The sequence below is a fragment of the Sporosarcina sp. CAU 1771 genome (assembly GCF_054482775.1).
Window position 1 is genome coordinate 254,967 of record NZ_JBTLRN010000001.1, and the last position, 25,186, is coordinate 280,152.

General features: G+C 39.0%; 20 protein-coding genes. 19 read left to right on the forward strand and 1 reads right to left on the reverse strand.

Annotated features, from left to right (window positions below; all coding sequences use genetic code 11):
- Positions 1 to 35 precede the first annotated feature (35 nt).
- Positions 36 to 509, reverse strand: coding sequence for a YkyB family protein (locus ACXYMX_RS01315; RefSeq protein ID WP_459042405.1), 474 nt, complete (start codon positions 507 to 509; stop codon positions 36 to 38).
- 286 nt (positions 510 to 795) lie between these two features.
- On the opposite strand from ACXYMX_RS01315, the gene ACXYMX_RS01320 reads away from it, so the two are divergent.
- The 19 genes from ACXYMX_RS01320 to ACXYMX_RS01410 all read left to right on the forward strand — a co-directional run bounded on the left by ACXYMX_RS01320 (position 796) and on the right by ACXYMX_RS01410 (position 24,864).
- Positions 796 to 2,832: a putative bifunctional diguanylate cyclase/phosphodiesterase gene (locus ACXYMX_RS01320; RefSeq protein WP_459042406.1), complete on the forward strand. Its 2,037-nt coding sequence runs from the start codon at positions 796 to 798 to the stop codon at positions 2,830 to 2,832.
- A 111-nt stretch (positions 2,833 to 2,943) separates the two neighbouring features.
- Complete coding sequence (gene fadH / locus ACXYMX_RS01325) at positions 2,944 to 3,702, forward strand: 2,4-dienoyl-CoA reductase (RefSeq protein WP_459042407.1); 759 nt, start codon at positions 2,944 to 2,946, stop codon at positions 3,700 to 3,702.
- Positions 3,703 to 3,987: 285 nt separating this feature from the next.
- Complete coding sequence (locus tag ACXYMX_RS01330; protein WP_459042408.1) at positions 3,988 to 4,596, forward strand: NEAT domain-containing protein; 609 nt, start codon at positions 3,988 to 3,990, stop codon at positions 4,594 to 4,596.
- A 25-nt stretch (positions 4,597 to 4,621) separates the two neighbouring features.
- Complete coding sequence (locus tag ACXYMX_RS01335; protein ID WP_459042409.1) at positions 4,622 to 6,025, forward strand: NEAT domain-containing protein; 1,404 nt, start codon at positions 4,622 to 4,624, stop codon at positions 6,023 to 6,025.
- A 90-nt stretch (positions 6,026 to 6,115) separates the two neighbouring features.
- Positions 6,116 to 7,051 (forward strand): NEAT domain-containing protein, encoded by a 936-nt coding sequence (locus ACXYMX_RS01340; RefSeq protein ID WP_459042410.1) that lies wholly within the window; start codon positions 6,116 to 6,118, stop codon positions 7,049 to 7,051.
- A gap of 192 nt (positions 7,052 to 7,243) precedes the next feature.
- Positions 7,244 to 8,125 (forward strand): heme ABC transporter substrate-binding protein IsdE, encoded by an 882-nt coding sequence (gene isdE, locus ACXYMX_RS01345; RefSeq protein WP_459042411.1) that lies wholly within the window; start codon positions 7,244 to 7,246, stop codon positions 8,123 to 8,125.
- A 23-nt stretch (positions 8,126 to 8,148) separates the two neighbouring features.
- Positions 8,149 to 9,132, forward strand: a complete 984-nt coding sequence (locus ACXYMX_RS01350; protein WP_459042412.1) for a FecCD family ABC transporter permease — start codon at positions 8,149 to 8,151, stop codon at positions 9,130 to 9,132.
- Positions 9,122 to 9,892, forward strand: a complete 771-nt coding sequence (locus tag ACXYMX_RS01355; protein WP_459042413.1) for an ABC transporter ATP-binding protein — start codon at positions 9,122 to 9,124, stop codon at positions 9,890 to 9,892. The genes ACXYMX_RS01350 and ACXYMX_RS01355 overlap by 11 nt, the downstream gene beginning before the upstream one ends.
- Positions 9,893 to 10,028: 136 nt before the next feature.
- Positions 10,029 to 10,469, forward strand: coding sequence for a cyclic-di-AMP-binding protein CbpB (gene cbpB, locus ACXYMX_RS01360; RefSeq protein ID WP_459042414.1), 441 nt, complete (start codon positions 10,029 to 10,031; stop codon positions 10,467 to 10,469).
- Positions 10,470 to 10,528: 59 nt separating this feature from the next.
- Positions 10,529 to 12,019, forward strand: a complete 1,491-nt coding sequence (locus ACXYMX_RS01365; RefSeq protein ID WP_459042415.1) for an MDR family MFS transporter — start codon at positions 10,529 to 10,531, stop codon at positions 12,017 to 12,019.
- Positions 12,006 to 12,941: a LysR family transcriptional regulator gene (locus tag ACXYMX_RS01370; RefSeq protein WP_459042416.1), complete on the forward strand. Its 936-nt coding sequence runs from the start codon at positions 12,006 to 12,008 to the stop codon at positions 12,939 to 12,941. Before ACXYMX_RS01365 ends, ACXYMX_RS01370 begins: the two co-directional genes overlap by 14 nt.
- A gap of 32 nt (positions 12,942 to 12,973) precedes the next feature.
- On the forward strand, positions 12,974 to 15,367 hold the full coding sequence (locus ACXYMX_RS01375; RefSeq protein WP_459042417.1) for a hypothetical protein: 2,394 nt from the start codon (positions 12,974 to 12,976) through the stop codon (positions 15,365 to 15,367).
- On the forward strand, positions 15,364 to 16,293 hold the full coding sequence (locus ACXYMX_RS01380) for an ABC transporter ATP-binding protein (RefSeq protein ID WP_459042418.1): 930 nt from the start codon (positions 15,364 to 15,366) through the stop codon (positions 16,291 to 16,293). Before ACXYMX_RS01375 ends, ACXYMX_RS01380 begins: the two co-directional genes overlap by 4 nt.
- A 1-nt stretch (position 16,294) precedes the next feature.
- Positions 16,295 to 17,140 (forward strand): ABC transporter permease, encoded by an 846-nt coding sequence (locus ACXYMX_RS01385; RefSeq protein ID WP_459042419.1) that lies wholly within the window; start codon positions 16,295 to 16,297, stop codon positions 17,138 to 17,140.
- Between the two features lie 15 nt (positions 17,141 to 17,155).
- Positions 17,156 to 18,634 carry a hypothetical protein gene (locus ACXYMX_RS01390; RefSeq protein WP_459042420.1) on the forward strand — a complete coding sequence of 493 codons (1,479 nt, stop codon included), beginning with the start codon at positions 17,156 to 17,158 and terminating at the stop codon, positions 18,632 to 18,634.
- Positions 18,635 to 18,654: 20 nt separating this feature from the next.
- Positions 18,655 to 19,647: an AAA family ATPase gene (locus tag ACXYMX_RS01395; protein WP_459042421.1), complete on the forward strand. Its 993-nt coding sequence runs from the start codon at positions 18,655 to 18,657 to the stop codon at positions 19,645 to 19,647.
- Entirely contained in the window at positions 19,647 to 20,528 is an 882-nt protein-coding gene (locus ACXYMX_RS01400) for a DUF58 domain-containing protein (protein ID WP_459042422.1), read from the forward strand. The genes ACXYMX_RS01395 and ACXYMX_RS01400 overlap by 1 nt, the downstream gene beginning before the upstream one ends.
- Positions 20,529 to 20,543: 15 nt before the next feature.
- Positions 20,544 to 22,286: a vWA domain-containing protein gene (locus ACXYMX_RS01405; RefSeq protein ID WP_459042423.1), complete on the forward strand. Its 1,743-nt coding sequence runs from the start codon at positions 20,544 to 20,546 to the stop codon at positions 22,284 to 22,286.
- Positions 22,270 to 24,864 carry a VWA domain-containing protein gene (locus ACXYMX_RS01410; protein ID WP_459042424.1) on the forward strand — a complete coding sequence of 865 codons (2,595 nt, stop codon included), beginning with the start codon at positions 22,270 to 22,272 and terminating at the stop codon, positions 24,862 to 24,864. Before ACXYMX_RS01405 ends, ACXYMX_RS01410 begins: the two co-directional genes overlap by 17 nt.
- Positions 24,865 to 25,186 lie beyond the last annotated feature (322 nt).

Consider the following 25,186-nt stretch of genomic DNA (forward strand, 5'->3'; position numbering starts at 1 on the left):
ATTCTATGCTAGCTAGCATGAATCAGTCTGTTTTTTCAACCATCTAGATAGGATGACCGAAAGCTGTTGTTGTTTTTTAGCGCATTTGTTTTTTTTCTCTGAGTCTTTATTATTTTAGGCTTTTCCATAGGTTTCTCAAATAAAGAGGGGAATTCAACATATTTTTCTAGTAGATCCTTTGCGCTTTTCAGCCCCATTCGTTCTTGTGGGTTACGTGCAGTCTGATCTTGGTGACCAAGGTGAGGAAGGGTCTTGAAGTCTTCTTTTTCGGGAATTGTATGAAAGAGAAATTCACCGCAGCGGATTAATGTAGTTGAATGTTGTTTACTAAACTTTGGATTTTCGACAAAGTGTAAGCCAATTTTTTCAGCTTTACCGGTCACAAGTAACTTGTCGATAGCCATTTTTTTTAATACATAAAGCTGTTTATTATCTGGAGCAGTTTTCGCATGGCGATTTACTGTATAAATTGCAATCGCTATTTCTTTGGTAGAGAGTTTTGAATCCAAAATAGTCCTCCTTACAGAAAGTTTGATAGTTCATATTAAATAGTTCCCTGAAAATAATAATCAAGTAAATGAACTGATTTTATAATGGATTATCTGAACATCTATAGTATCAATATTATTGAAGGTTGTACAATTTTACATAGTCATTAAAATTTTCGATGCAAAACGAATATCATTGAACAATGATTTGATAGGTTGCATTAGTAATGTAACGTAAAGTTCGTTTTGGGATAAAGTATTTGTAAATAGGGACTACTTTAAAGACTTACCTACGGAGGATTGTAAATTGAAGAAAAGTATAGCACAAAGCCTCGAGAAATATATTGAAAAGCATTCATCTACAATGTGTCTGCTACTTGAAAAACATACAAATGATACAATACATATTCGGTATGCCAATGAAATTGCAAAGAACTACTTTTCTGTTAGTGATATCAATTTGAACGAAATAATAGGAAGTGAACTTTGGCCAGAAATAGATGTGAAAATTCGGAAATACCAAGATGATTCTAACGCGTGCTCAGAATTTTATATTAGGGTTAATGGAAAGTTAGTTTTGTTTGAGTTAGAAATACAATGGGACATTGAGAATAACAAAGAAGTATTCTACATTGAACTATGCGAACGTCAGGATCGTGTAAATGAACGTGAATTACGTATCCAATTGCAACATAAATATACATCAATGATCAATCTAAATATGGATCCTGTTTTATCTGTGAATCGGGACTGGAAAGTAATTCATGCGAATCCAGCTGCGTATGAAGAACTTGGTTATGAGGATTCCGAGTTAATAAATTTCTCGGTTAGTAAACTTTTTGGAAGCGAGAATCTTGGGTTATTGCGCGTATTTCTAGAAAGGTCATTTTCGTTAGAATCTACTGAATTGGAAAACGTATTAATTTACACTAAATATATGAAGCAATTATCGGTTAATTTGAAAGCAGTACCAACAGTTTATGAGGGCGAAGTTAGTGAGGTTCACATAATAATTCGGCAAAGTTCACTGAATCAAAAGAGTACCGAAGAGCTTCTATTTCTTTCAAATCATGACGAATTAACAGGATTATGGAATCGTAGGTTAATGAAAGAGCACTTTGTGAATGACTCAGTTTCTACATTGGAAAATAAAGGGCAACTTTATTTTATTCACATTGGTTTAGATCGATTTAAAAAAATCAACGAATCAATTGGGCATGGCGGAGCAGATGAAATATTGAAGATGGTTGCCAAAAGATTAAAAGGTATATGTCCTATGAAAGGCCGATTATATAGAAATGGTAGTGATGAATTTATTATTACACTACTGGATTACTGCAAAGAGGGTGCAGAGAAAGTTGCCCAACACATATTAAACGAGTTTAAAAAGCCACATATTTATAATGGGCATGAATACTTTGTTTCAGCGTCTATTGGGATTTCAATCTATCCACAAGACGGTAGTGTTATTGGTGATTTGCTAAGACGGTCTGAACAGGCAATGTCATATGCTAAATACAATGGTCGATCTCAATATCAGATGTATCAAAAGTCAATGAATGCAGTAATTTTTGATGAAGCCTTATTGGAATCCCATTTACATAGAGCAATCGAGCTTGAAGAATTAGAAGTATATTACCAACCTCAAATAGATTTAAGAACGGGTTATGTGAATAGTTTTGAGGCGCTACTTCGTTGGAACAATAAAAAGATTGGATTTGTTGAACCGAGTAAGTTCATTCCTATTGCCGAGGAGTCAGGATTGATTCATAAAATTGGAGATTGGGTACTTAACGAAGTGTGTACTCAGCTGAAGAAAATGCAAGACCAGCAGTTGCGTCCAGTTCGAATTGCCGTTAATATTTCACCAATACAATTTGGAATGAAATCTTTTTGCAATCAGTTAAAAGAAAAAGTGGAGAGGTATGGGATTATTGCTTCGTCTCTGGAAGTTGAAATTACTGAGAGTGCATTGACGAGTGTTGATGAGACCTTACATACATTAAACGAATTGAAAAGAATTGGTGTATTTATTTCTGTTGATGATTTTGGAACGGGTTATTCTTCACTTAGTTATTTAAAGCAGTATCCAATTGACATAATAAAAATAGATCGCTCATTTGTGCATGATATTGAAAATGATGAAAGAAACGAAGCAATTGCAAAGACAATTATTAATCTTGCGCATAATTTGGGAATGGAAGTCATTGCAGAAGGTGTCGAGAAGGAAGTGCAAGCTCAAATTTTACTTGACGCAAATTGCGAAAAAGCACAGGGGTATCTATATAGTAAAGCTGTACCTTTAAAGGAAATAATGGACAAATACTTTACTGAAGCGGAATAGTTTTGGAGGCAGATTACGGGGAAGCTTGTAATCTGCTTATTTTATGTTACTGAATACACTTTATGATACAATAATGAGTGAACATTCATTCACGGAAAAGGGGGATTTGCTATGTTTAAAGACAAAGTGATTATTATTACGGGCGGTTCAAATGGTATGGGGAAGTATATGGCGCAAAAGTTTGCGGCTGAAGGTGCAAACGTGGTCATTACGGGAAGAGATGCCGATCGATTACAAGCTGCAAAGGATGAACTCGGGAAGAATATCCATACTTTTCAAATGGACGTCCGAAATGTCGAATCGGTTGAGGCTATGGTTGCATTTGCAGACTCGAGTTTTGGTCGAATCGACGGGCTTATAAATAATGCTGCGGGGAATTTTATTGTCAATGCCGAAGACTTATCACCTAATGGGTGGAGGACAGTAATCGACATCGTATTAAACGGTGCATTCTACTGTTCAAGTTCTGTCGGGAAGTATTGGATTGAAAAAGGTACGCAAGGTTCTATTATAAACATGCTTGCAACCTACGCTTGGGATGCGGGTGCTGGTGTCGTACATTCTGCAGCTGCCAAGGCGGGCGTGATGTCTCTAACAAGAACGTTAGCTGTTGAATGGGGAACCAAGTATGGAATTCGGGTTAATGGTATAGCCCCAGGTCCCATCGAGCGCACAGGGGGTGCGGATAGGCTGTGGCAGTCTGAAGAAGCAGCTAGAAAAACACTTGAATCGGTTCCTTTAAATAGATTGGGAAAACCCGAAGAAGTTGCTGAATTAGCAGCGTTCATTATGTCTGAAAAAGCATCGTATATGAACGGGGAAATTGTCACGCTAGATGGAGGACAATATTTAAATAAGTCACCATTTTAAATTAATTAAAATGAAGAAGTTTTCACAGTAACTGTTCCTAGAATAAAACGATTTGAAAATTGTTTATTCTAGGGATACTTTTTTAGCATTTCAACATAAAAATGTCATGATTCAGTGATAATCATATGAACAAAGTGTGAAGACTTAATCTACTCATTGAATAAAGACTATCTATAAGATAGTATGATAAGAGTAATGATTGATAACGATTCTCATTTATAATCTATTAGGAGGCTTGAGAAAAACTATTCGTACATATATTTCTAGAAGTGGGGCGTACTCGTTGTGAAAAGAATTCTTTTTCTACCATTTTTAGTTAGCGCTTTTTTATTTGGACTTGCAATAGATAGCATGGAAGAAGTCCGTGCGGCTAACCTTACAGATGGAACATATCAAATTGATTTTGAAGTGTTGCAGCCCGAAACAAACTCTGTCTCAATTGCGAATGATTATTTTGAAAAGCCGGCAATCCTCACTTTAGATAATGGTGAGTACTTTGTGCAATACACAGTAAATCATAGTAAATGGGTCAAAGTCTTGCAGTCTCCTAATGGGGATTTATTTGAGGATATGCATGTCATTAGCGAAGATTTGGAAAATGATTACCGTGTAGTAGCATTTAAGGTCGACGGAAATATTTCAGATCCTGTAATGCTGAAAATGCATGTAGTTATTGAAGATATGGTGCCAGCTTATGATCATAAGTATTCGGTCCGAATGGCTTTTGATGTTGATTCCGTTGAGGAAACGGACGAGCCAGCGGTCGTTCTGACCACTTCCGAATCGGAAAAAGGCAGCAAACAAAAGCTATTCATTTATGTACTAATTGGAGTAACGGTTCTAATCGTTTTACTAGGAGCTCGTAAACTGAGTTCAGCCAAGAGAAAAAAATAATATGTAATTATGAGGAGACAAACAAATGAAGAAGCAACTAATGACGGTATTTTCAGCACTACTGATTTTATTCACTATATTACCCGCACTTCCATCCGAAGCAGCTGAATTGACGGCGGCGGAGAACCTAGAACTGGGATTTAAAGTACTTAAAGCCGAAAGTAATGATGAATCTACAGCAGGTGATTTTATGGAGAGCCCTGCTACAATTAGTGTGGAAGACGGTAAGACATACGCAACTCTGACCCTTACACAAAGCGCATTTTGGCAATCGCTACAAGTTCAAACTGGTCAACCAGGTACATTCGCTGAAGCTGAACTAGTTAGCTCTAATGAAGAAGACAACACAAGAATTGTTAAATTTGAAGTTCAAGATCTTACAAAACCTTTGAATATTAAAGCGCATATTATCGTTACAGATGTACCAGGTATTGGAGAATATGATCACACATATGACCTTCGTTTGAAATTTGACGAGATTAAAACTCCAGAAATATCAGGAATAACGGTACCAGGAGTAATTAAGGATGGAACGTATACGATTGACTATAAACCATTACATGCTACGAAAGCAGAAGTATCTGCAGGAATGGTTAGATACATGAAAACACCGGCTAAGTTAACTGTAGAAAATGGCGTGAAAGTTATCGGTTTAACATTTACAAACAATGAACAAATTACCGAGTTTAAAGTGAAACAAGGCGAGAAATTTGTAGATGCAACTGTTATCGATGTAGATGAAGAAAAAAACACTAGAACTGTAGCATTCGAAGTTGCAGACCTCTCAAAAATACTTGACACAAAAATTACTGTCTTTGTAGCAGCAGCGAATCACACGGGCAACTATGACGTCCGACTTTCATTTGATGTAGCCGTATTCGAAGACATTCAAAAATCAGATTTTAAAGAGTATATCAAAGAACTTACGACGATTGGTGTTGTAAAAGGGAAAACACCTACAACGTTTGGTCCAAATGATAAATTATCAAGAGCACAATTTGCAATCATGTTGTCCCGTGCACTAGATCTTCCGAAAGTAGCGTATAAGGGAACATTTTCTGATGTGCCAGTTAGCTTAGACTGGGCCGTTCAGGAAATCGAAGCAGCAGCAGAAGCGGGAATTACTACAGGAAGCAATGGTAAATTCCGTCCTAACGAACAAATTACACGAGAGCAGATGGCAACAATGATTATTCGTGCGATTAAATACAAAGATGAAAGTGTACTTGAAGATGTCTCAAACAACATCGTGTTTACAGATGTAGAAAAAATTGACGATTACGCAAAAGAAGCTGTTGATTTAGCAGCGGGTCTCGGGATTATTAGCGGTAAAGGAACAGAAGGCGCAAAATTCTTCGATCCTAGAAACGACGCGTCTCGTGGTCAAGCGGCTAAAGTCATTTACTACATGATCGAAAATCTACGCTAATTTATAAACACTTCATGCCGGCTTCACTGTACGATTTGTGATAGCCGGCATTGTGGTGATTAAGACGTTTTAAGTAAAGGAGATAGTACTTTGAGAAAGAAAGCCATTACATCATTAGGTATATTATTTTTTGTGATGACACTATTTTCGATTGTATCACCACAACAAGCATCTGCGAATTCCAAGTTTGCAGACGGTGAGTACACAATTCCTTTTACCGTTTTAAAGGGAAATAGTAATGAACAATCAGCAACGGCGGAATATGTCGTGAGTCCCGCTAAAGTAATTATACAAAACGGAAATACACATGTTGTAATGACGTTAAATAATAGTTCTTGGTGGCAGTATTTTAAAGTGAACTCTAGTGATGTGCAAGTATTGAGTGAGAATGGTGATAAGCGCGTAGTAAAGTTTCCTATTCAAGATGTTGAACAATTGGTCAATGCCAAAATTCATATCATCGTGACGGGGATTCCAGGGTTTAATTATGATAATAAATACGATATTCGCTTCAAATTTAATAGTTCGAATATCCCATTGGCATCCATTCCTGAAAAGCCAGTAAATCCAGCGCCTCCAGCACCTGCACCATCTACTCCAAATAAAGTGGAAACAAAACCTTCTCAAAAGCCAACTGAAAAACCAGTCGAGAAGAAGGAAGAGATTGTGATGAAAGAGATTGCAGAAAAGGTAGAAACAAACGAGAAAGCTACGGATAAATCGAACAATCAAAAAAACGTAAACGAAGAATCTATAGAGTCAGTCGATGTAACTGTGCAACCGGAGGATGAAGAAGCTTTTGATACAGATAGTGATGAAGCTGAAGCTAGCGAATCCGACGAGCTGGAAGTTAACAATGCCGAAGAACCAGAAGAGCTTGTAGAAACAGCAGACGAAGAAGTAATGGATGAGTTGAAATCTGAAAGTAAGTCAAACATTAGCAAAACACTATTCTTGGTGATCATTGTTGCCATCTTACTAGGCGTTGCATTCGTTTACATTAGAAAGAAAAAATCTCAAATTTAACAGTAAAATAGTTAGGGTCTTGATCTAGTACAGTTTGACGTAGTTTCGTTCGAATTTTGAATGGAGCTTTAGGCAATGTTCAAAAACTGTGCTATCCTCGGAAGTTCTAACTTAATTCAACGGGAGTTTTTTGCTAAATGAGTATAGAAACCGAGCACTTTTACATATGCATTAAGGAGTTGTGAATGAACTATGCGAAAAACAATTAAAACAATGTGGATGCTCATAGGACTGCTCGCGTTGGCAGGTTGTTCATCACAAGGTGGGGCTTCGTCTACTGCTATACCAAGTGATCCGGATGGGAATCGAATCATTGCTACGACAGTCGCACTCACAGAAGTAATGGACGCGCTTGAAATCGACCTAGTCGGCATTCCTTCTAGCTATAAAGATCTACCCAAACGTTATGAAGGCGCAAGAGAAGTCGGAAATCCAATGAGCCCCGATATGGAAATGCTGTTATCTTTGAAACCGACGGAAATCTTATCGGTGACAACACTGAAATATGATTTAGAATCCCTATTTGAAGAGAGAAAAATTGACATGACCTATGTCAATTTAGAAAGTATCGATGCAATGCATAGTGAAATTTTGGCATTAGGTGAAAAATACAATCGATCAGAGCAAGCAGAGGCAATCATTAATCGGTTCGAAGAAAAAGTTTTCGAAATCAACAAGAATGCAGAAGGAAGAGCTCAGCCTTCCGTACTCATATTACTTGGAATTCCGGGAAGCTACCTCGTTGCAACGGAACATTCTTACATCGGTGATCTCGTTAAACGAAGTGGCGGAAAAAACGTTATCACAGGTGAAACCGTTGAATTTTTATCTTCAAATACAGAATCCCTCCAGCAGGCAAAACCAGACATCATTTTAAGAGCTGCCCATGGCATGCCAGAGGAAGTCATTAAAATGTTTGATGAAGAGTTCAAAACGAATGACGTATGGAAACATTTTGAAGCCGTCAAAAACAATCGGGTCTATGATTTGGATGAACTACTTTTCGGAACGACGGCCAATCTGGCGGCAGCCAGGGCATTGGATGAATTGCAAAAAATGTTCTATCCGGAATGAAGGAAGGTAAAGGGATGTTTCATATGAATAAAAGAACACTTAGTTTTGCCGGCGTCATTATTTTACTTATACTCGTTACCATTCAATCTGCGATAACAGGGACGATTAAGGTGACACCGGTGGAATTAATCCAAGGATTGTTAACGGGAACTAACGATGAAGTTTCGATTATTAAAGATTTACGACTACCACGAATTATTATCGCTTTATTCGCAGGAGCGGCCCTTTCGGTTGCGGGTGTTCTTTTACAAGCTGTGATGCGTAATCCGTTGGCGGATCCGGGTATTATTGGCGTATCAGCGGGCGCTGGATTTATGTCAATCCTCGTATTAGCCTTTTTTCCAACCCTCTATTTTTTTGTACCACTTTTTGCATTTATAGGCGGTGCATTTGCTTTTTTACTCGTCTACTCTCTTTCATGGAAGTCAGGACTTGACCCACTTCGAATGATTCTAATCGGAATTGCGATCAATGCCTTGTTTACTGGGTTAAGTCAGGGACTTGGATTTAGTGGAAATGCAATGACACAATCAATCAGTCAAATAACAACGTCTACACTGACAATGAAAAAATGGACTGACGTAGATGTCATTGTGTTATACGGCACAATCGGGCTTATTTTGGCTTTCGTCGTCTACTCGTGGTGTAATTACCTGGCACTTGAAGATCGAACAGCTAAAAATCTAGGGGTCAACGTTAATCTTGCGCGGTTTGTTATTTCACTCGTGGCCGTACTACTTGCATCAGTTGCAACGGCGGTTGCAGGTCTTTTTGCATTTGTCGGTCTGCTTATTCCACATATTGGTCGGTCATTAGTTGGTTCAGATCACAAAGCGCTAATTCCATTTTCAGCACTTGCTGGAGCCCTTCTAATTGTAACCGCAGATACATTAGGTCGAACAATAATAGCCCCCAATGAAATACCAGCATCGATTATCATGGCCGTTATCGGAGGACCTTTCCTTATATTCTTATTGAGAAGGAGTGGGCGTATTTATGGAAATTAATAACATTACTTTTTCCTATGATAAAAAAGTGAATACGTTACATGCAATCAATAGTGCCATTGATGTTGGGAAAATTACAACGATTATTGGTCCCAATGGTTGTGGCAAATCAACACTTCTTGGCGTGATGTCAAATAATTACCAACCGCAAAGCGGACAAGTATATTTGATTGGAAAAGAATTATCTGCATTCAAACCAAAAGAATTGGCAAAAAAATTAGCCGTTGTTCACCAACAAAATAATGCCCCGCCAGACGTGACCGTTGAAAAACTCGTGAGTTATGGACGGATTCCCTATAAAAATATGTTTGCATCGACAACTGATGAAGATGAAGAAGCGATTGCTTGGGCACTTGATTGCACAAACCTTTCCGATATGAGAAACGTACCGATTGATGAATTGTCTGGCGGACAGATGCAGCGTGTGTGGATTGCGATGGCTTTGGCACAAAAAACACCCTATTTATTTTTAGATGAACCAACTACATTTCTCGATATCTATTACCAATATGAATTATTGGAATTAATTAAGACTTTAAATAAAACGCATGGCATATCCATTGTGATGGTCTTACACGACATTAATCAGGCGATTCGTTATAGTGACCAAGTGATTGCGATGAAAAACGGAGAGATTATTGTAAAGGGCATACCAGAGGATGTGCTTACGGCACAATCAATCAAAGAAATTTATGGGGTAAATGTCGTAATGAAAACAGATAAAGAAACAGGAATGTACATAGTTCCAATAGGAATATAGTTTTATTCAACCGATTGTTCAACACTCGAACAATCGGTTTTTTCATGTTAAGAATTTTCATTGGGTGCCGAATAATGGTATGATAGATGAGAAGAAAAAAGTAAGAAAAGTAGAGCGATAGAAGGAGCCGATTTACATGATTTCGGTAAATAATAAAGAATTTCTTTTTGAGCCAATCTCCGACTACGTCATTTCAGCTGAAAAGGTTGCACACGTCCAGGTTGGTAACAATGCGGAACATGCACTGCTTGTTCTAACGAAAACTGGGTATTCCTCAATACCAGTACTGGATTCAAAGGATCGACTTCAAGGGTTATTAGGTATTCGAATGATAACGGATTCGATTTTAGGATTATCTCATATTGAATACGAAAGATTGCCAGATTTGAAGGTCGATGAAATTATGGATACGGATCTTCCGATAATCCGAATGACAGATCGGTTTCAAAAAGGGTTTGATTTACTAGTTAACCATCCATTTCTCTGTGTGACGAATGAGGATGGAACATTTGCGGGTATATTAACAAGAAGAGTACTTTTAAAGCAGTTAAAAAAATATATATATTCCGTGGAATAACGGACTACAAAAGAGACTCCGTAGATGGGGTCTTTTTTGTTGAAAGAAAGGATCAACGAATGGATATTCATATCAAAAAAACAAACCGGCCATTGGTCCTCGCTTCAGTTATGCTAGCAATGTTTGTGGGGGCTGTCGAGGCGACGATTGTAACAACAGCTATGCCAGTAATCGCATCCGAATTAGGTGGTTTTTCAAGGTATAGTTGGATATTTTCCTCTTATTTGTTAATGAGTACAGTGACCGTTTTAATTTATGGGAAACTAGCTGACTTATTTGGAAGGAAGCCCGTTTTTTTCGTTGGGTTAACCATCTTCTTAATCGGTTCTGTACTTTGTGGTTTCGCAACATCTATGGAGATGCTGATTGGATTTAGGCTTATTCAAGGTCTTGGTGCGGGGGCAGTTATGCCAATCGCAACAACAATTATTGGAGATATATATTCCACCGAAGAAAGAGCTAAAATTCAAGGCTATTTGTCAAGTGTTTGGGGAATTTCGGCCGTTATGGGCCCGGTAATTGGTGGGATTATCGTCCATTATATTAGTTGGGAATATGTCTTTTGGGTAAATGTTCCCCTTGGAATTATTGCGATGATTGGAATTGCTAAGTATTTTCATGAACCGGCTAGGGAAGGGAAAGCAAACATCGATTATAAAGGGGCTATTTTGCTTGCAACGTCCTTGTCCCTCATTTTATATTGGTTGGTAGAAGGTGGAAATTCGTTTAACAGATTATCAGTATCTAGTATGATTTTATTAATTTCAGGACTTATTTCTTTAGCTTTATTCGTTTTAGTTGAGCGTACAGCAATCGAACCAATGATGCCTTTTTCAATATGGAGAAATCCGGTTATACTTTATGCGAATTTAGTGTCGCTGACAACGGGCGTTATTATGATTGGCATCTCAACATATCTACCTACATTTGTTACAGGAGTTATGGAACAACCAGCTATCATTGCTGGTTTTACATTGACTGCCATGTCAATAGGTTGGCCACTTGCATCATCTCTTGCGGGGCATTTACTTATTCGCCACGGGACATTTTTAGTATCTTTTGCCGGGGGGATATCCTTAGTTTTAGGAACTACATTATTTATTTTAATGAGCCCAAGTTCAGGTCCCTGGTGGGCGGCTATGTCTAGCTTCTTCATAGGAATTGGAATGGGCTTAACGAGTACTTCATTTATCGTAACAATTCAAGGTGCTGTACCGAGGAAGAATCGAGGAGCAGCCACAGCCGCAAATATGTTCATGCGGAATTTTGGAAGTACTCTGGGTGCTGCGTTTTTTGGTGCAATTTTGAACGGCACCTTACTAATGCATTTTCAGGAAAAGCGAATTGATTTTGAGTTAGATGAAATCAACCAACTTTTAACAGAAGAAAGTAGACAGGCATTACCTAAAGATCAAGTATTCCTTTTACAAAATGCACTAGACAGTTCATTGCAGTGGGTTTTTATCGGAGGCGGCATTTTTGCTGTAGTTAGTTTGCTTCTCATATTACGTATTCCACGCGGGAAGGAGTTAGCAAATGTCGATGACTGAACTTGAAATTATAAAAGCACTTGCTGAAGAAGGAAATATGCGGAAAGCGGCAGAACGTTTATTTTTATCGCAGCCAGCCCTTTCACAAAGGTTACAATCGATTGAAAAAGAATGGGAGACATTGCTATTTATTCGATCACAGAAGGGATTAGAACCAACTCCGGCTGGAGAACAAGTCATTGCTTATGCTAAAGAGGCGATACTTCAAAGAGAAGTGGTTTTTGAAACAATATCTTCGATGATTAATAAAGTGCATGGGACGTTAAAAATTGCATGTGCATCGATAGTCGGTCAAATGTGGTTGCCACAAGTTTTGAAAGAGTACGTTGAACTCTATCCGGATGCTGAAATTTCATTGATGACAGGATGGAGTTCGGAAATTGTGCAAGCACTTTATGATCGCGAAGCACATGTGGGAATTGTTCGTGGAAAAACAGACTGGAAAGGTCATAAAACACATTTGTTTCGAGATCGCCTGTATCTTGTAGATCGTGAAATAACATCAATAGAAGAATTGCAGGATACAAATCGCCCATTTGTTCAGTTTAAAAGTGATTCGAACTATCATATGGAAATTCAACGTTGGTGGAACAACCATTTCACGCGCAAAGCAGCCCGCGAAATTACTGTCGATCAAATTGAAACTTGCAGGCAGTTGGCACTAAACGGTATTGGATATGCGATTCTACCAGCGATTACATTGACTGGAGACGAAAAAGTCAATAAAATCCCATTACTGAATAGTGAGGAAGAATTCGAATTAACAAGAGACACATGGCTAATTGGTTACGAATCTTCATTTGAATTAAAACAAGTGCAAGCCTTTGCCGAAGTACTTCAAATTCACGCTGAAAGATTAAGAAATTCTGAATATTTCAAAGCAAAAGGAACTTTAAGCGAACTCAATCGTACTAATAATTAAGAATTTAATGTCATTCATTGGGGGAAGATGTGATGAGAAGGAAGATTTCAGCGTGGCTGTCACTCTGTTTGCTGCTAATATTGATCCTACCAGGAATTCCTGTGCTAGGGGCTACGGATATAAAAGTAGACGTATCTACGGGGCTTGATGGGAAAACAAAATACGGTAAGGGTGCACCGGTAACAATAACAGTCGAAAATAATGGACCTGATTTTAGTGGTGATATTGTAATTGATATACAACAATCTTATAGTCTTGGTTCAGGACACGCGATTCAATTTGATATCGGTACCGGTGAAACAAAGTCAATTAACTACATACTCCCGAATACGGAAGATGGGTATATGTTTGGGTCGGGTATGAACAAGCGAATCCATTTATTTGAAGGTGGATGGAAAAAAGGAAAAGAGTTGGAATATAAAGGTTCAGGCTTACTTACTTCATCTTCATTTCAAATGGATGCTGCATTTATAGCCACCTTCACAAAGAATTCGGATCGATTGGTCGCCATTAAAAACTTAAATCTTAAGGGAGCGGAGACAACGCAAGTAATTGACGCTTCAAAAATGGATAGTGCGAAACTTCCCATCGATCCTGTTGGATGGGAAGCGGTTGACCACATCATTGTGGATGAATATCCGCTTGCTGATTTGGATGATTCAGTCCAGCAAGCTCTTCTTAGTTGGGTTGAATCAGGTGGGACACTCGTTATGGGTGCATCAGATAACGTAGAAGCTGAAGCAGGCATATTTGGAGAGTACTTATCACTAAAATTAAAGGAAACTTCGGAAATAAATCCACTTACTTTTAGTGAATGGCTGCAAGCAGAGGGATTTGAAGATTCGGTTCCGGCTTATCAAACAGAACGTCAGGGCGATGCGAACATCGTTCTAGAAGATGAAGGGAATGCAATTATTGCATTTCGAAAAGTTGGAAAAGGTTTTGTCTACCAAACTGCATTTTCATTAGGAGACGAACCGATAGCAAAGTCTTCAAGTATGCCTGGCCTTTGGGAAAAGTTACTGAGTGAAGGTAGAAAGTCCTTCCAGCCAGGGTACTATCAAAATCAAGGAAGTCTAGAAACTATATCTTACACAATAGGGCAGTCAAATGAATTGTTCTCATCATTTAAAGTATCCGCACCATTAATGTTCGGTATTATTATTTTGTATATTATTCTAATTATCCCTGTCTTATATTTTATATTGAAAAAGAAAGACAAACGTGAACACACATGGTGGATTATTCCAAGTATTGCTTTGGTCACATCGCTGGCTATTTTTGGATACGGAGCGAAAGATCGAATTGGGCAAGCGCAAGTTCAGCAATCGGCTGTTCTTCATGTGGAAGACGGCGGAAAAATGAAGGCCTATTTTGCAGAATCTATATTATCTAATAAATCCGGTGATTTTACTTTCAACGCACCTATAGGAACGAAGTTTACGACCTCATTGGGTGAAAATTTCTTCGGTAACAATACGACTGCAAACTATAAAAAGGCGATTATTGAAAATGATGTAGTCAATTCCAAAATTCATTTGCGCGATATTGGTTACTGGAATGTAGCGAGCTTATACGGAGAACTGACACTAGATAATCTGGGGGCATTGAATGTAGACCTCACTGTAGAAAATAAAAAACTAGTGGGTTCCATAACAAATGATTATCCATTCTCACTTTCGGATATCTCAATTTGGTCAGGAGCAGATTTAATCCCAATCGGAAATATAAGTCCGGGGGAAACAGTACAAATTGACGAGAAAATAGCATCTCCCACTTTATTGCCAATCAGTCAGATGAATCATCAGTCGATGAATCCTCAGCAAACAGACGATCTAGAGGTAATGAGAAAAGAAGGTATGATTAATTTTTCTAGCCAAACGATGCAAGATGTTCGAAAACCTACCATTATCGGTTACACAGATACGCAAGTAATTCCAGTTGAATTAGAAAAGGTTAATCCAAAAATGTCCGCCTTAACGATGATTGTTCAACCAATAGATGTGAATATCTCATTGAATGGTCCGTTGACACTTGAGACAGAAATGTTTGCTATGTCAATCGTTTCTGAGGAGTCGAATATGGAAGCGGAAGTTATGGACTTCCAATTTAATGAATATATCTTTCATGAGTCTAAATATATTCAAACATTTGAACTTCCTGCAGAGCTAGCAATAATGGAAATGAACTGGTCAGAACTCGAATTGAAGAATATACAAAGAGAATTCTACTCGATTAGTTTGTTAAATGTGCAAACTGGACTTTATGAAAAACAAGATGCTGGAACTGTAAAAATAATTGAGGGTGTCAACCAATATATTTCACCAGAAGGTACATTGTCCGTTCGACTTGAATTTATCGGTTCGAGGGAAGGAACGTATACAACTGTTCCCGAACTTCGGTTAAAAGGGGAGGCCGTGCAATGATTGAAATTAAGGGACTAACAAAAAAATATGGTCAATTTAAAGCACTAGATGACCTCACGCTATCGTTAGAAGAAGGCACGGTTTTTGGTTTTGTAGGAGCGAATGGTGCGGGTAAATCTACCACCTTTTTGATACTCGCAACTTTACTGCAACCAACGGCAGGCGAAGTGCTTATTAACGGTGTTAGTGTTCGGGAAAATCCGACCGAGATTCGAAAGATGATTGGCTATATGCCTGACTTTTTTGGAGTTTACGATCAACTAAAAGCAGAAGAATATTTGGATTTTTACGGGGCTAGTTACGGGATCCCTGAAAAAGAACGTTTAAAGCTTATTCCTCAGCTTCTTGAACTTGTTAATTTAACGGATAAAAGATATGAATACGTCGATTTGCTCTCAAGAGGTATGAAACAACGACTTTGTCTTGCGCGTAGTCTCATCCATGATCCGAAAGTTCTTATTCTTGATGAACCTGCTTCTGGACTAGATCCACGTGCACGTGTTGAAATGAGGGACATTCTTAAGACGTTGAAGAAAATGGGGAAAACAATTTTAATTTCATCTCATATACTTCCCGAACTGGCAGAGATGTGTGATGAAATAGGTGTGATTGATAAAGGTCGGCTTGTTGCTCATGGTTCAGTGAAAGAAATTCAAGCTAAGTTGCAAGGTGAATCAGTAATTTCAGTTCGTTTCCAAGGGAATGCTGAAGCTGTAATGAGATTTTTTGAAGAAGAAGCATTTATTTCAAATATTGATGTTCAAGACACTGAAAATAAAATGACATTTACATTTAAAGGAACAGAAGAACAACAAGCTGATTTATTAAAACGGGCGGTTTTGAAAGACTTCTCAATTCTTTCCTTTTCAGAACATGTCACGAATCTCGAAGACGTGTTTATGGAAATTACGAAAGGAGTCAATTGACATGAAAATGAATTTTGATAATCCTGTATTCTCGAAGGAATTGAAATTGAGATTTAGATCGTCGAAAAGTTTTATAGGTGTTTTGTTTTACTTAATTGCCATGTGTATTTTTGTGTTTGGTTTTATTTACTTGACGAAAAATATAAATGGAACTTCCTATTTCACACCAGATGAAAGTTTTATTTTATTCACAGTCTTATCATTTATTCAACTAGGATTAGTTCTATTTATTACTCCTGGTCTTACAGCTGGTGGGATTAGTACAGAACGTGAAAAACAGACATTATCCATTTTACTGACAACGTCTCAAAGTTCATTTCAAATAATATCTGGTAAGTTACTGTCTTCGATTGCATTTTTATTATTATTAATCGTTGCAGCCTTACCTATATATAGTTTAGTTTTCTTGTTTGGTGGAATCTCTCCAACGGATTTTGGACGTGTATTTTTATACTTGTTTGTAACGCTTTTTACAATAGGTAGTATTGGAATTATGTTCTCGACGCTTATAAGAAGAACGATTGTATCTATGATTGCAACTTACGGTACAATGCTTTTCTTATGTATTGTAACGGGCTTTCTGTTTATTATCGCTACAGAATTGTTTTCTTTTGGACTAATGGGAGGAGCGAAGACTTCTTACTTAGGATACTTCCTAGCCTCAATCAACCCTGGAATTCTGATGGCTTCGATTTTAACACCAGCGGTTGGAGAAGCGATTGCTGAAAGTACGCTTATTAAGTTTCCAATATGGGCAAGTTATTTAATTATCTATAGTTTAATTACTGTTTTATCAATATTCATATCGGTGAAAAATTTACGAGTCAATATGAAACGATCGAAGTAATAAGGAGGGAATCGAATGAGGAAAAGTATACCTTTGTCAACGTATATTCGTAAGTCACTTCATAGACTTCGGTTAGAGAAAGCTATTTATTCACTGCAAACAGGTTTATGTGCTGCCTCATTCGGTGCAGTCCTAATTCTGCTATTCTCTCGTTTTTTCATACTGCTAAATTACGGTTGGTATGCGTTTACGATAGGAATTTCAGTAATCGTACTGACATTCCTTTTTATTTACATGAACAGAATGCGAGAAGTCGATGCGGTTCGAAAACTGGATGAATATATGCCTGATAATCTATTATTAACGGCTGTATTTGTTGAAGGAAAGGAATCTCCACTTGAGCAGGCAATCGTTCGTTCTGCTGAAAAAAATGTGGGTGATGCCTACTCAAACTTTAAAAAAAGAACGAAGAATTATCTACATCCAAAAATGCTAGGTGGATTTGGTGCGTTTTCTGTCGTCCTGTTGTTACTAATTTACTTTCCTTCTCAGCCTCAAATAGAGGCAGGGACAATTCAGAAGGAAAATGAAATTATCGAAGAGATGAAAGAGGACGTGAAAGAATTAGTTCAGAAGCAAGAAATTCCAGACGTTGAAAAGATTATGAAAGAGCTTGAGTTACAACTAGAAGAGTTGTCCACATCTGAAGAGGTTTTAAGAGAACTTGTAAAAAAACAGAAAGAAATTCGATTGAAAGAGCAGCGTTTGGAGGATAAAAAAGCGCTTGCTGAAAAGTCGGGACTTTCAAGTGATGCACTTTCATCTGAAGAGGAAAGTGAGTTAAAAGAACTTGGTGAACTTGCAGATAAGCTTGCACAAAGTATCGGAAAGAATCAGACGGCTCTCAACAAAATAGGAAAAGCACCTAAACTACCATCACTTGCCAGCGCAGGCAATACAGCTGGAGAAGGAAAAAATGATGGCAAGGAACCAAGTGGCAATCCCACAAACGGACAAAACGAGACTGCTAACCCGACTGAAGGGGAAGGCGAAGGACAGGGAGAAGGCGAAGGACAGGGAGAAGGCGAAGGACAAGGCCAAGGCGAAGGTCAAGGCGAAGGGCAAGGCGAAGGACAGGGCGAAGGGCAAGGCGAAGGACAGGGCGAAGGGCAAGGGCAAGTGCAAGGGCAAGGGCAAGGGCAAGGGCAAGGGCAAGGGCAAGGGCAAGGGCAGGGGCAGGGGCAGGGGCAAGGGCAAGGACAGGGTCAAGGGCCGGGGATTGGTCAAGGTTCTGGAGGTAGAGACTTGCTTTCAATCCCGAATAACCGAATAGGTGACAATACGGGCCCTACAGTTGATGGGGGTAGCCTTGGTGAAGGAGAAATAAGTGAAGAACATGAAACGACTTCAGGAAAAGCAGAAAGAGGAACTGTGCGTCCATATTCCGAAGTGATCGGAAACTATAAAGAATCTTATTTAAAAAGTACAGATAAAATGAAGTTACCACCGGATTTACAGCGTATTCTTTCGGATTACTTTTCTTCAATCGAATGAGATGGAATGGGAGTGTTTAAATGACTTTTACACCAGAGCAGTTTAAAGAAATGAGTGAAAAGTTAAGAACTGTCACTAGTGAAATTGAAAAATTTATTGTTGGGCAGGAAGAGGCCATCGAATTTTCATTATACTCGATACTCGCTGACGGTCATGCCTTACTAGAAGGGCTTCCTGGATTAGGTAAGACGATGCTTATCCGAACAATTTCAGAGGTGCTAGATCTTTCGTTTTCGCGTATTCAGTTTACACCGGATTTAATGCCGGCGGATATAACTGGAACAAGTATTTTAGAACGGAATGAGGAAGGTCTCCAGAGATTTGCATTTAAGGAAGGCCCAATATTTAGTCAAATGGTTTTGGCGGATGAAATTAACCGTGCGACTCCAAAGACGCAAAGTGCATTACTTGAAGCGATGGGCGAGAAAACAGTTACAGTTTTAGGGGAGACACGGAAAATGGCAAAGCCATTCTTCGTTCTAGCTACACAAAACCCGATTGAAATGGAAGGAACATACCCACTTCCTGAAGCGCAAATGGACCGATTTCTATGTAAAATCCTATTGCCTTACCCAAAGAAGTCCGAGTTGAAAGAGATTATGATGCGAACGACAGGTACACGTGATATCCAAATTAATAAAGTGATGGGAACATCTGAAATTGTACGTGCGCAAGAAATGGTAAAAGCGGTGATCATCGCCGAAGAAATGATTGATTATGCAGTAGATTTAGTCTCTGCAACCCAAAACCAAACTGATTTAACGACCGATTGGGGAAATTATGTTCAGTATGGAAGCGGGCCAAGAGGACTTCAATCTATTATTAAGTTAGCTAAGGCTCGTGCACTTCTGTCAGGTCGCTACCACGTTTCCATAGCCGATATTAAAACGGTGGCAAAGCCCGCACTTCGACATCGCATTCTTATTAATTATGAAGGAGAAGCGGAAGGTATTGACGTCGATGTGCTTATCGATAAGTTGCTCGTAGATGTTCAACAAGGAGCACCTGCCTGATGAATAAGCCAGGTGCTGGATTGTTTCCTGACCGACTCACAAAACGACTAGGTGCCTTGTCGATTGTATCCAAATCTGGTCGTCTTGGTCATCATAAAGGGACGCATCGTTCTCGAAAAACAGGTGCTTCTTTAGATTTCTCAGATTACAGAGAGTATCATCCCGGCGATGATCTTCGCCACATTGACTGGAATGTTTACGCTCGAACAGAAAAGCCTTTCATCAAACAGTATTTGGATGAACAAGAGATGCGCATTCATATTGTACTCGACCCTACAAAGTCTATGGGAATCGAAGGTAAATGGGATTTTGCTCGGCAGCTATCCATTGCACTAGGCCATATCGGGTTAAAAAGCGGGGATACGGTTTCTTTTTCTACATGGACAGAAGAGAGAAACATTTTATTTCGAAAAAAAGGAGCCGCACATCGTTCCTCACTAACGAAAATTATTTCTTCAATCGAAGAACCACAAGAAGTGTCGAGCTTTGCGGACCAAGTACTAAAACATATTCCAAAAGCAGTTACGGTTCTTTTTATACTTACAGACGGACTTGAAGAAACAAAGAAGTGGGAGCAGTTATTTAGAAGGCTTCCTGGAATCTGTGCGGATGTTCGAATTGTTACTGTACACTCCAAGGAAGAAGAATCCCCAGATTATGAAGGGGATATTCGATTTGTTGATGTTGAAAGTGAGCAAGGCGTCGAAGTGACGATGACGAGTCGTTCCCGTTCAGATTATTTGAAATTAAAAACGGTTCATGAAGCGCAAATGGTTTCTCTTGCTAGAAAATATGGCATCCAACTCCTTCGTGCAGAGGTGTCTGAAGGAGTAATGGAAACGGTTGCTAAAAGGATGAGACATATTGGTTGGGTTAGGTAAAAGGGGGACGGTTGAATGGGGTTCAATAACTTAGCATTTGCATGGACAGCGCTGTTTCCGATAGCCGTTCTTCTTTATTATTTTTTCCGTAAAAAATATGAAACACGATCAATCTCCTCAACGTTGTTTTGGGAGCAATCGATGAAGGAAACAAAAGTCTCTCCTTATTTGAAGGAGTTACAACGAAATGCTTTGTTTTATTTGCAAATGGCTGCGCTTCTCTTATTTTTAATTGTATTGCTAGCGCCCTTTATTACGAAAAAAGAGATTGCGAGTAAGCAAACGATATTCGTCGTCGATACGTCCGCTTCGATGCTTGTGGAAAAAGACGGCATCTCTTTATTTGAAGCACATAAAGAGTCGATGAAAAAGTTGGTTTCATCAAGTGATAGTCAGCAGATTACGATCGTGACTACTGGCAAAGAACCAGAAACGATTATCCGGGAAGAAAAGAATAACGATGTAGTAAAGTCTGCGATTGATAATTTAGGCGCTACATATGATCATGAGCACATATCTCGAGCGATTGAATTTGCAAAGTCGATTGCTACCGGAAATGGTACTGAGATTCAAATTTTTACGGATTTCTTAGATAGGACATCACTGCCTGATGGGGATGGTTCACTTGTTTGGTCAGTCCATGGAAGTGAAGGAGCAGTATCTAATGTATCCATCGATAAGTTTGGTGCAATTCAACGTACAGATACAATGGAGTCTATCGTTAAAATCGTAAACCATGATGACAAATTAAATGAAGGTGTTCTTTTAATTAAAGATGCGCTTACCGATAAATTGATTGCAGAAGAAAAGTTTGAAGTAGAACCTAAGCAAGATCACCTCCTGTCATTTAAGGATTTACCACTGACTCGTGCAATCCAAGCGGAGATTAAAGTCGATGATGGTTATAAAGCTGACAATACAGCTTATTTTCTTCTAGGAAATGAGTATTCAGATGTTCTTGTAGACGGGAATTTACATCAGTTGGTAAAGACGGCTTTTGAGGCAATTGGATTACCAGTTTCAACAGGGTCGTTGACGAATCGGGATAAGGGCGCGATTGTTGTTACTAATGACGTTTCGCTACTGAGTGAAGGATTGAATCCCGTTGTGTTAATAGGTAGAAACGATGAATCTTCTAAACCAATCAGTGGAGTGGCAAAAAGTTTCAAAGACGCTCTTTTTACAGTTTCGGACATTGGAGGTATTTACGTAAGTGAGCTATATCCTCCAATTGAAGGATTTACAACGATTGCAACTGTTGGAGATGAACCGTTCATTCAAAAGTCGGTTAGCGGGGATATAGCGATTCTTTCTGACATTGAAATGACAGATTGGCCACTCCATCCATCTTTTCCTTTATTCATATGGAGTGCGGTTGAAATGATTCATTCTGAAGCGAATTCACTAGGGAACTTTGCTCCAAATGAAAGAAGAGCGGTTATCGGAAGTGAAATGGAAATCTATACAGCAAAGGATGAATTCGTAACGACTATCCTCCAAGGTGCCAGTTTCAAAGCACCAGCAATGCCTGGAATTTACAAAGCTCGTGAAAACGGTGCTGAGAAATTATTTATGGTCGGTCTTGAGGATATTGAAAAGGAATTAAAGGAGGGCGCTTCATTCCGAGTGAATCAAGTTGACCGAGCAGATGGTATAGAATTGGGTAAAAAGATGGTTGGATCTTTATTGATCCTTCCAATTCTTTTACTCCTTCTAATTGAATGGGAGGTGCAAAGAAGACGTGGATATCCGAATTGAACACCCTTTATGGCTTCTTTTGCTCATCCCGGTTAGTTTATATATAGTTTACACTTGGAAATCGTCTGGTATGCGTCTGAAGGCTAAAGGAACGACTCTGTTCGTCCTTCGCTTATTAGCTATCGGGTTACTCATATTTGCACTCACTGCACCGTATAGCTCACTCCGTGTGGAGGAGGAACAGATTCTTTTTATAGTCGATCGTTCGGCTTCGATTGAAAAGAGTGGGGGAGATGCGGATCGTTGGATTGCAGAGGGTTTAGCAGCGCGAAAATCCAATCAATCCGTAGGTCTTTATTCGTTCGCACATACATTTCGAACGGATACGTTACTGACAGAAGCTGAGGTTACTGTTTCTGCAGTAGAGAAAGTACAGGGCGAAGATGGGACAGATATCACAAAGGCTGTTGACTTGGCCTCTTCAGTAGCGAAAAAAAATGTTGCTACTCGAATTGTTTTACTTTCTGATGGGTTGGAGACAACAGGGTCGATTGAGGAACTTCTACCCAAGTTTAAGGGGAGCCCAGTTCAGATTGACACCGTTTTGCTTGAATCCCCAATAGTAACAGATGCATCAATCACTCTTTTTGAAACCCCGAGAACTGCATATATCGGGGAAAAGCAAGTACTCAATGTAGAGGTTGAATCTTCTTCGCGTACGGCAGGGGAGTTAATCATCTACCGCAATGATAGTGTAATTAGTAAAGAACCCGTTTCGCTAGAACCTGGAAACAATTCATTCACATTTCGTACGGATGCTTCAGGTGAAGGCCTTTTAAAATATGAAGCTAAGCTCGTTGTTCCTAATGATGGGTTTTTAGAAAACAATCAAATGCTTTCCGTAACAATGATGGAAAGCTCACCCCGTGTACTTATTGTTGAAACTGAACGGAACCCATCAGTCATACCGACATTACTTGATCAAGAAGCCATTCAAGTTGACGTAGTTGATGCAAAGCAATTACCCGAAACATTATCGGGCTATATGGGGTACCATGCGATTTTGTTTGATAACGTACCTGGTCATCTTGTTGGAGAAGAAAAAATGGCGATGATTGAGCAATCTGTCAAAAGCTTCGGTACTGGGTTTATGATGGTAGGCGGGGATGAGAGTTTTGGATTGGGCGGCTATTTTAAGACGCCGATTGAGAAACTTTTGCCAGTTGAAATGGAATTGAAAGGAAAAGAGCAATTACCTTCCCTTGGTTTAATGATTGTAATGGACCGTTCAGGCAGTATGTCGGGGCAAAAGATTGTACTTGCAAGGGAAGCGTCGGCTCGTTCAGTTGAATTATTACGTGATGAGGATTCATTTGGATTTATTGCTTTTGACGATAAGGTATGGGATGTCATTCCTTTAGAAAAATTAGAAGACAAGAACTCTGCAATTGAGAAAATTATGTCTGTTCCAGCAGGAGGCGGGACGGATATCTTTCCAGCAATGAAAAAAGCATACGAAAATCTTGGTGAGTTAAAATTACAACGTAAACATATCATTCTGCTTACGGATGGTCAATCACCGATGCCGGCTGAGTATGAAGATATTATTTCTGATGGAAAGAGCAAGAACATTACGATGTCGACAGTAGCAATCGGTTCAGACTCAGATCGCGGCTTACTCGAAAAGTTAGCGGAAGAAGGGGGTGGACGATTTTATGATGTCATCGATGAATCTACAGTTCCTGCTATTTTATCGCGTGAAACAGCAATGATTACAAGAACGTATATTGTCGATGAACCTTTCTACTTAACGCTCAGGAACGTTCCGGAATGGAATGCTCTCTTTAAGAATGGTGTCCCGGAAATGAATGCGTATATCGCGACAACTCCTAAGAGTACGGCCACAATTGTTGGTGAAAGTCCTGAAGAAGATCCAGTTATTGCCGAATGGATGTATGGTCTTGGAAGAACGATTGCATACACATCGGACTCCTCAGGAAAATGGGGCGGTGATTTTGCGGCTTGGGAAGGGTATACCGACTTTTGGAACAATGCTGTGGCAAGAATGTTACCTTCTTATAAAGACGTTCCTTACTTAATCACACACGATCGAGGTGGCACTTATACGATAACTGACAGTTCAGGTAGTGCCGCATTTTTAGATGTTGCGATTGTTGATGAAAAAGGAAACGAAGTTGCGTATACAAGTGAACCGCTTGCACCAGGTAAGGTGCGAGTAACCGTCGATGCGAACCCTGGTTTAGTATTTTTCGGGGTGTCAGATGATAAAGGTGGATTATTCGAAGCGGGAATTTCAGTTCCATATAGCGATGAATATAAACCTTCAGCACCAAATGTGCGGCTTATGGAGAAAATTGCTGAGGAAACGGGTGGGCAATTTTTAAGTGAACCTGAAGAAGTATTTCGGAGCCATTCATACAAAAGTGAAGAGAAAAAATCAATCGTCAGTTTGCTAGTTGTTCTAGCTATGATTTTGTTTTTTATAGACATTACATTACGCAGATTTGGAATGTTAAAAGGGTTTGGATTGAAAAAAGTACGTGAACCGTTACTTGAAAAAGAGTCTGTTGCTGAAAATAATATTGCTGAGCTTTTAAGATCGAAGAAAAAAAGATAAGAGGCTATACTATTTAAAAATCCCCATTTCAACATGTGAAAATGTTGAAATGGGGATTTTTGTAAAATGACGTTGACGAGGAATAATAGCCAACCATAATTTAGTTATTATAGGGCTATCAAAGAAGTCAGTAAAGCTGATTTTTTAGGATAGTCCTTTTCATATAGTCCTCCATGTATCCCGTTGTTTTCCGTGCCCGCGGAAAGCGTCCGCTCGGAACGGAAATCAGCGAGTAGCAGGATTACTTTATCCAATATATTTATAAAAAATGACGTTAGTGAAGATCCTCCTCATCTCCTTTAAAAGGAATGGGGATTTTCTT

Coding starts and splice junctions, on each gene's coding strand:
- fadH (WP_459042407.1), top strand. CDS start 2,944: ATGTTTAAAGACAAAGTGATTATTATTACGGGCGGTTCAAATGGTATG.
- ACXYMX_RS01335 (WP_459042409.1), top strand. CDS start 4,622: ATGAAGAAGCAACTAATGACGGTATTTTCAGCACTACTGATTTTATTC.
- isdE (WP_459042411.1), top strand. CDS start 7,244: ATGCGAAAAACAATTAAAACAATGTGGATGCTCATAGGACTGCTCGCG.
- ACXYMX_RS01350 (WP_459042412.1), top strand. CDS start 8,149: ATGAATAAAAGAACACTTAGTTTTGCCGGCGTCATTATTTTACTTATA.
- ACXYMX_RS01355 (WP_459042413.1), top strand. CDS start 9,122: ATGGAAATTAATAACATTACTTTTTCCTATGATAAAAAAGTGAATACG.
- cbpB (WP_459042414.1), top strand. CDS start 10,029: ATGATTTCGGTAAATAATAAAGAATTTCTTTTTGAGCCAATCTCCGAC.
- ACXYMX_RS01365 (WP_459042415.1), top strand. CDS start 10,529: ATGGATATTCATATCAAAAAAACAAACCGGCCATTGGTCCTCGCTTCA.
- ACXYMX_RS01370 (WP_459042416.1), top strand. CDS start 12,006: ATGTCGATGACTGAACTTGAAATTATAAAAGCACTTGCTGAAGAAGGA.
- ACXYMX_RS01375 (WP_459042417.1), top strand. CDS start 12,974: ATGAGAAGGAAGATTTCAGCGTGGCTGTCACTCTGTTTGCTGCTAATA.
- ACXYMX_RS01380 (WP_459042418.1), top strand. CDS start 15,364: ATGATTGAAATTAAGGGACTAACAAAAAAATATGGTCAATTTAAAGCA.
- ACXYMX_RS01385 (WP_459042419.1), top strand. CDS start 16,295: ATGAAAATGAATTTTGATAATCCTGTATTCTCGAAGGAATTGAAATTG.
- ACXYMX_RS01390 (WP_459042420.1), top strand. CDS start 17,156: ATGAGGAAAAGTATACCTTTGTCAACGTATATTCGTAAGTCACTTCAT.
- ACXYMX_RS01395 (WP_459042421.1), top strand. CDS start 18,655: ATGACTTTTACACCAGAGCAGTTTAAAGAAATGAGTGAAAAGTTAAGA.
- ACXYMX_RS01400 (WP_459042422.1), top strand. CDS start 19,647: ATGAATAAGCCAGGTGCTGGATTGTTTCCTGACCGACTCACAAAACGA.
- ACXYMX_RS01405 (WP_459042423.1), top strand. CDS start 20,544: ATGGGGTTCAATAACTTAGCATTTGCATGGACAGCGCTGTTTCCGATA.